6 protein-coding genes are annotated in these 7,181 nt (G+C 49.2%); 4 read left to right on the forward strand and 2 right to left on the reverse strand.

The window, feature by feature from the left end:
- Positions 1–18: 18 nt before the first annotated feature.
- A complete protein-coding gene (gene gltS, locus ACOI06_RS13815; RefSeq protein WP_420663182.1) occupies positions 19–1,281 on the reverse strand; it encodes a sodium/glutamate symporter in 1,263 nt (420 codons plus the stop codon).
- 429 nt (positions 1,282–1,710) lie between these two features.
- On the opposite strand from gltS, the gene ACOI06_RS13820 reads away from it, so the two are divergent.
- The 4 genes from ACOI06_RS13820 (at position 1,711) to ACOI06_RS13835 (ending at position 6,835) form a co-directional block, all read left to right on the forward strand.
- Positions 1,711–2,697, forward strand: a complete 987-nt coding sequence (locus tag ACOI06_RS13820; protein ID WP_420663183.1) for an NAD(P)H-dependent flavin oxidoreductase — start codon at positions 1,711–1,713, stop codon at positions 2,695–2,697.
- Positions 2,698–2,892: 195 nt separating this feature from the next.
- Positions 2,893–3,918 carry an ABC transporter substrate-binding protein gene (locus ACOI06_RS13825; protein WP_420663184.1) on the forward strand — a complete coding sequence of 342 codons (1,026 nt, stop codon included), beginning with the start codon at positions 2,893–2,895 and terminating at the stop codon, positions 3,916–3,918.
- Positions 3,919–3,971: 53 nt separating this feature from the next.
- Positions 3,972–5,135, forward strand: a complete 1,164-nt coding sequence (locus ACOI06_RS13830) for an ABC transporter ATP-binding protein (RefSeq protein ID WP_420663185.1) — start codon at positions 3,972–3,974, stop codon at positions 5,133–5,135.
- 14 nt (positions 5,136–5,149) lie between these two features.
- Positions 5,150–6,835 (forward strand): ABC transporter permease, encoded by a 1,686-nt coding sequence (locus ACOI06_RS13835; protein ID WP_420663186.1) that lies wholly within the window; start codon positions 5,150–5,152, stop codon positions 6,833–6,835.
- A gap of 70 nt (positions 6,836–6,905) precedes the next feature.
- Here the strand turns inward: ACOI06_RS13835 and ACOI06_RS13840 are convergent, their stop codons facing one another.
- The gene (locus tag ACOI06_RS13840; RefSeq protein ID WP_420663187.1) at positions 6,906–7,037 is read right to left on the reverse strand and encodes a hypothetical protein; all 132 of its coding nucleotides are present in this window, start codon (positions 7,035–7,037) and stop codon (positions 6,906–6,908) included.
- Positions 7,038–7,181 lie beyond the last annotated feature (144 nt).

Raw genomic sequence — 7,181 nt, forward strand, 5'->3', positions numbered from 1 at the left:
TCTAAACTGCAGCTTCCTTTACCCAAACATCGCGGCAAACGTCTGCAAAACAGCTGCGTTAATCAGATCCACAAAGAAAGCACCCACCAGCGGCACAATCAGATACGCTTTATACGAAGGTCCATATCGATCTGTAATGGCCTGCATATTGGCAATGGCAGTTGGTGTTGCACCGACCCCAAACCCACAATGCCCCGCCGACAAAACAATGGCGTCGTAATTTTTGCCCATGATGCGATACGTCACAAAAATCGCAAAAAACACCATGAACACGGTCTGAACTGCCACCATAATTAACACGGGTCCTGCCAAATCTGCCAGTTCCCACAAACGCAGTGTCAGTAACGCCATCACCAAAAACAGCGACAACGAGGCACTACCAAACACGTCAATGGCGCGATCAAACATCTTGAAAGAAAACGCGTGCGTGAGGATGTTACGAATCACCACACCACAGCCAAGCGCCCAGATAAATTGCGGCAATTCCAACCACGTATCTCGTGTGAATTTCATCATCAACTCGGAAGCGACTAGACACGCTGCAAACATCGCCAAGGTCTGAATGGCTGAGTACGCATTTATTCGGCGCGGTTGGTCAAACCGGTCAAACGTCAGTTGCACGTCGGTATCTTCCTGACTTTCACCTTGCTTGCGTGGTTCGCCGGAAACGGCTTGCTGCGTTGTGCGAACTTCAGTTTCTGGCAAAGGTTGTTGACCTTGTCGCTTCAACAGATATCTGGCAACCGGACCTCCAATCATGCCACCGATCACCAGACCAACTGTCGCCACGGCCACACCCACAGTCGTTGCGCCAATCACACCGTATTTGCTTTCAAGCAAAGGCCCCCAGGCAGCTGCAGTCCCATGGCCACCAGTCAATGAAATCGAACCTGTTACCAATCCCATCAAGGGATGTAAACCCAGTGCCGAAGACAAACCCACACCGACAATATTTTGTGCGACAACAAAAACAGCAACCACTGCCACGAACATCACCAGCGGCTTACCGCCCTCTTTCAGACGCACAAAATCCGCACTCAATCCGATTGATGCAAAAAACATCAGCATGAAGGTTTTTTGCAAATCCGCATCAAATGTAAAACTCCAGCCAAAAACCAGATTAATGATGAATAACAGTACAACTGCCAGCAAACCGCCGGCCACCGGTTCAGGAATGTTGTAATTCGACAGCAACTTGATTCTGAACACAAGGGCATGCCCCACCAGCATGATGACGGCAGCCAGAATCAGGGAATAGTACCCACTTAGGTCGATCACCATACATTCACCTCCAGAGACAATTCCATTAAGCCTGGACCATTTGTCTCAGGGCTTCTATCAAAATACACGATCAATTTCACAAAATCATTCCAAATGCTCGCACTCCTAGGGCTTATAAATAAGCCACAGGCAGTCCGAATTTCATACAAACCCAGATCCAGATATACAGACATCTGATACAAGGCGAAAGTGGCAAACAACGACACGGTTTGATTGCGTAGCTGTTAACGCGCGGGGCTCCATTGTAATCACGCCTAGAAATCCTTGACCAGCTAGGCAAACCTATCACGAAAGGCTTGTTAGCATTGAAGTCACAAACGTGACTTAACCGCAACAGCAAAGGGGATACAAGTAGGGAAGCATCCCGTGTATGCTCAGATAGCTGCACAAAAACTTTTTTTGTTGACCGTTTGCCCTATGATGACGCCAATGAACCACAAAACAACACCCACAGCTGCTTTGCAAACTCCACTCACCACGATGTTTGGTCTGAGTACCCCCATACTATCTGCCCCCATGGCCTTTGCAGCAGGCGGCAAACTCGCTGCTGAAGTCAGTCGTCAAGGTGGTCTAGGCATCATTGGCGGAGGATATGGCGACACCAGTTGGTTAGAAGAAGAAATCAAACTCGCCAGCGATGAACCATTTGCCGTGGGATTTATCACTTGGTCATTGTCTAAAAAGCCCGAGCTACTCACGCGAATCCTTCAATACAAACCGGTTGCCATCATGCTGTCATTTGGTGACCCCAGACCTTTTTCGCAAGAAATTAAGGCTGCAAACACAAAGCTCATCTGTCAGTGCCAAACCATTGCCCATGTTGCGCAAGCCGTTGAAGCCGGGGCTGATGTCGTCGTTGCACAAGGAACGGAAGCAGGTGGACACGGTTCATTGCGCAGTTTGATGACCTTCATCCCCGAAGCCGCTGACTACCTACAAGCGCATGCACCAAACACGGTCCTAGTCAGTGCCGGTGGCATTGCCGATGGGCGTGGACTGGCGGCAAGCCTAATGTTAGGTGCGCATGGTGTCCTCATCGGCACCCGTTTTTGGGCTTCAAAAGAGTCCTTGGTGCATCCAAATCATCATCAGTCCATTCTTGAAACCGATGGTGATGGCACGATTCGCACCACAGTGCCCGATGTCGTGAGATCTCTAGACTGGCCCGAAGAGTTCACTGTGCGTGTTCGCCACAACGCCTTTACCCGACGCTGGCATGGACAAGAAAACGCCATGCGCGAGCAACTTGAAACATTGACACCCGCCTATATAGAAGCTTCAAGTCAAGGAGATACAGAGAACGCTGGCGTATTTTTTGGGGAGGCAGCTGGCTTGATCCATCGTATCGACAGTGTCGAAACGATTATGAATGACATCACGCAACAAGCACTCACCCTTCTGACAAGCCGTTGCTAGATCAGTATTCAAACTCCGTACTTTTTAACGAAACCAGCTTGGGGTTGTTGCCGATCCCAGGAACTGGTTTCAATGGTACGCTAGCGCCAAGATCAAGTTAAACAAAGTCTATAAAGCAGTTCAAACGCACGTTTTTATCAGTCAACTTTCTGAATATCAGAACCGAAAACGCTCAACTACATAGGGAGAATGATGATGAGCTCACTGGATCGCAGACGCTTTCTGGCCATGACAGCCGGTGCAGGCGCCCTCACCGCAGTGCCTGCATGGATGCAGGTCGCTTTAGCCAATGATCTGCAAAAAGCCAAAGCTGAAGGCGAAGCTGTTTTTTATGCCAACATCACGGCCGTTGAGCCTGTCATGGCAGCCTTTCAGCAAGATACAGGGATTAAAGGTTTATACACCCGCATTTCCAGCTCGAAATTTATCCCCACCATTCTGACCGAAGCACAGGCTGGCAAGCTTTTAGCTGATGTGGTGCAGTCGCCCTTACCCATGGTTGAGATGCTCGCGAAAAACAAAATTCTCGCACCTTACACATCACCAGCTGCCAAAGACTACCCAGCTTGGGCAACCAGCAATGATTTGTACACATCGTTTGGTATCGAGTACGTTTCATACCTTTACAACACCGATTTGGTGAAATCTGAAGACGTACCTCAAAACTATGCAGATCTGGGTAATCCAAAGTGGCGTGACAAGATCGTCATGGCAGATCCTGCGACCCATGCTTCAACCATCGCTTGGTTGATCGCACTCAAAGAACAATACTTCAAAACCGAAGACGATTGGATGGCGTACGTCAAAGCGTTGGCAGCCAACAAACCCATGTTTGTGGCTTCCTTTGGTCCCACACCCGCGCCCATTGAAAGCGGTGAAAAACTTGTCGCCATCTCAATGCCCAAATACATTGTGACCAAAGCCCCTGCCCCCCTGGGTTGGGGACCTAAAGAAGGGCCACTGTTCGGTGCTGCTCGCGCCATCGCAGTCACAGAATCCGCACCTCACCCCGCAGCAGCACGTGCTTTCATGGATTTCTGGCTCAGCAAAGAAGCGATGCAAATTCTGGCATCCAAAGTCGGTGAATATGTTCTGGCACCAGGTGTCTTCCCGAACATCCCAGGCATTGATAAAGTCGAAGTAAAACCTGCTCGTGATCTGTCAGACAAAGAACTGAAGAAATGGGGTCGGGAATTCAAAACCATTTTTTCAGGTCGTTAAGCGAAAAGATTAGAATTAACGTTCGTTGACACAACCCATTCGCAGCCCATTTCATGGGCTGCTTCAATTTAATCATCAGCCCAAGCCTAGATCAGGTTTGGGCATTTTATGGGCGAATTGCCACTATGGAAATCCAGATTTCTGGGCTTAGCAAAACTTACGGCACTGGCAGCAAAAGCTTTCAGGCACTGAACAACATCAACCTGACGATTCCAGCCAATAGTATCTACACACTTTTGGGCCCTAGTGGCTGCGGCAAGACGACTTTGCTGCGATGCATCGTTGGTTTAGAGCAACCTGATACCGGTGAAATTCGCATTGGCGATCAGATTGTCTGGTCTGCTGAAAAAAACATTCTCATTCCCCCTGAAAAACGTGGCTTGGGTATGGTGTTCCAAACCTATGCCATCTGGCCGCATATGAGTGTGTTTGATAACATTGCGTATCCACTTCAAGTTGCTGGTGTTGCCAAAGAAACCATCCGAGAAAAAGTTGATGCGGTTTTAAAGTTCGTGCAACTGGAAGGCTTGGGCAATCGTCCTGCACCTCACCTTTCAGGCGGACAGCAACAACGCGTTGCGCTCGCACGCGCACTTGTGGGTGAACCCAAAGTGATTCTGTTTGATGAACCGCTCTCAAACCTAGATGCCAAGCTGCGTGAAGAAACGCGTAAAGATCTTAAAAAGTTCTTGTCGCGATTGAACATGACCGCTATTTACGTCACGCACGATCGAGTCGAAGCACTCGCACTCTCAGATCGCATTGCGGTACTCAAAGCAGGGCAAATTGTCGAAACCGGTGAACCTCAAGACATCTATTTCAAAGCACAAAGTCGCTACGTGGCTGATTTTATTGGTCGCGCCAATGAAATCCCTGCCACTGTCTTACGTCACGAGAATGGCCTCACCATCGTCTCCACTGGCATGGGTGAAGTGGCTTGTGCAACGGGTTCAGATCTCGCGCTGGGCACAGAAACAACTTTATGTATTCGTCCAGAAATGATTCGTTTATATCGTGCTCAATTGGCCGAATCCGACACCAATAAATTAACAGGCTCATTGGATGAGCTTGAGTTTGTGGGTGAGGTCTTTGAAGCCAACATCCGCATCGGTGAAGTTTCCCTGATTGCGAGCCTTGATCCTGAGTCCAATCCCGCACTCAACGACACGGTTGAACTAGCGGTCGCACCCCGACACTGCCTGCTGCTTTCACGTTAGGAACGCTTTCAGACATGAACCGTAACCATCCGCGCCTAACGGCCCTGCTTATTCTGATTGTGGCAGCACTCACACTGACACCGGTTGTGATGCTGCTTTTAGGAAGTTTCTCTGAAGGATTAACCTCGTTCGGATCCTTTACGGTGGATAAGTATGTTGAAGCTTATTCCGACCCGTATTTGCTCGATGTCGTGGTGAACACGCTCATCTTTGTGGTGGGATCTTCGCTTTTTGCGACCCTTTTGGCACTGTTTCTGGCATATCTCAACATCCGCACCGACATTCCTTTCAAACCACTGTTTGTGATCTTGTCGATTGTGCCGATGATGATCCCGCACGTGTTGTTTGCGGCAGCCTGGGCTTTGTTACTCAACCCCAGTAACGGGGTACTGAATCAAGCCATTCAACTCATCCCTGGTCTTGAAAACGTTGCTTTTAACGTCTACTCACTGACCGGCATGATTTTTGTTGAAGGCTTACTCAACATGCCTGTCGCGTATCTCATTATTGCGCCCGCGTTAAGCTCTTTTGACAGCGCACTTGAAGAGGCTTCCCGCGTCAGTGGCGCTGGTGTCATGAAAACCCTATTTCGCGTCACATTGCCGATTTTAAGACCTGCGCTCTTAGCCGCCTTTATTCTGAGTGTTGTTCGCGTTCTGGCTGCTTATGCAGTCCCCAGAGTGCTAGGAACACCTGGCGATGTGGACGTCTTGGCGACTTACTTATTTGAAATGATTTCAACCGGTTTTGCACCCGATTATGGTCAGGCTGCGGCATTGGGTATGAGTGTGTTGTCAGCCGCGATTGTTTTAATCGTTGTGTACCGTGCCCTCACAGCCGAAAGTGGCAAATTTGTGACAATCTCTGGTCGTGGCTTTAAGCCCGGTGTCATCCATCTCAAAGGCGCCAGACTACCGTTGCTCTTCATTATGGCTATTCTGAGTTTTGTGATGATTGTGATTCCGGTAGCACAGTTACTCTACACATCACTAATCCCTTATGCCATGGTGCCTGGCCCCAAAGCCTGGTCGCTCATGAGTCTGCAGCACTGGACAACGATGTTTGACGATGAAGTGACATGGCAAGCCCTGAAAAACAGTGTTTTCTTGGCAGTCGTTGGTGCGACCTTGGGTGTTTTACTTTCGCTCTTTGTGGCGTACGTCAGTGTCAAAGTGCGCACAGCAGCTTCCACGATTCTGGAAACTCTGACCTTTTTGGCCTTCTCATTTCCGGGTATTGTGATCGGGATTGGGTTTATGTGGTTCTTTGTGCAAACACCGCTGTATGCCACATTGACCGCATTGCTCTTGGCCTATATCGCTGCTTATCTACCCTATGGTGTGCGCCCACTGGCCAGTGCTTTTGTGCAGGTGCACGCTCACCTTGAGGAGTCTTCTCTAGTCTGCGGTGCCAGCATGCTCACCACCATGCGTCGCATCATTGCTCCCATCATCTTGCCAGGACTAATCTCTGCCTGGATCTTGATGGCCACGATGTTCATGCGTGAACTAACGGTCTCGGTCGTTCTATCACGACCCGGCACTGAAGTTCTGGCGGTACGTATTTTGGATTTTGCGGACGATGGTCTCTGGGGCAAACTATCAGCGCTTGGAATTGTCATGATTCTGATTTCTACCGCTTTAGTGCTACTGGCACAAGGCGTCGGAAAGTGGGCGAAACGGCGACCTGAAGCTGCCTGATGCCTCTTGCCTTTTAGGGATTGATCTGTATGGTCAATCCCTAAAACAACACAAGCAAATCGTGATTCTTTTATGAGCTGACACACATACCTTCATCCAAAATATCCAGAAATGCCTGGTAGGCAAAAACGCGTCCACGCTGTTTGCCGGTAATTTCTCGTACGATGCCCAATCTTTCTAATCCGCCAAAAGCTTTATTCACGACTGGAACGCTCAAAAAACCTCAGATCAGTCACCATGATTTAACTCAACCGGCCTTACGAAACGGCCCGAGTTACAGCCCAAACTGCATCGATCTTTTCAACAATTGCTTCCTACTGAGCAGTTTGGGTGGCTGAATATTTGC

It is taken from the genome of Orrella sp. 11846 (assembly GCF_048820935.1).
Lineage (GTDB): Bacteria > Pseudomonadota > Gammaproteobacteria > Burkholderiales > Burkholderiaceae_B > Algicoccus.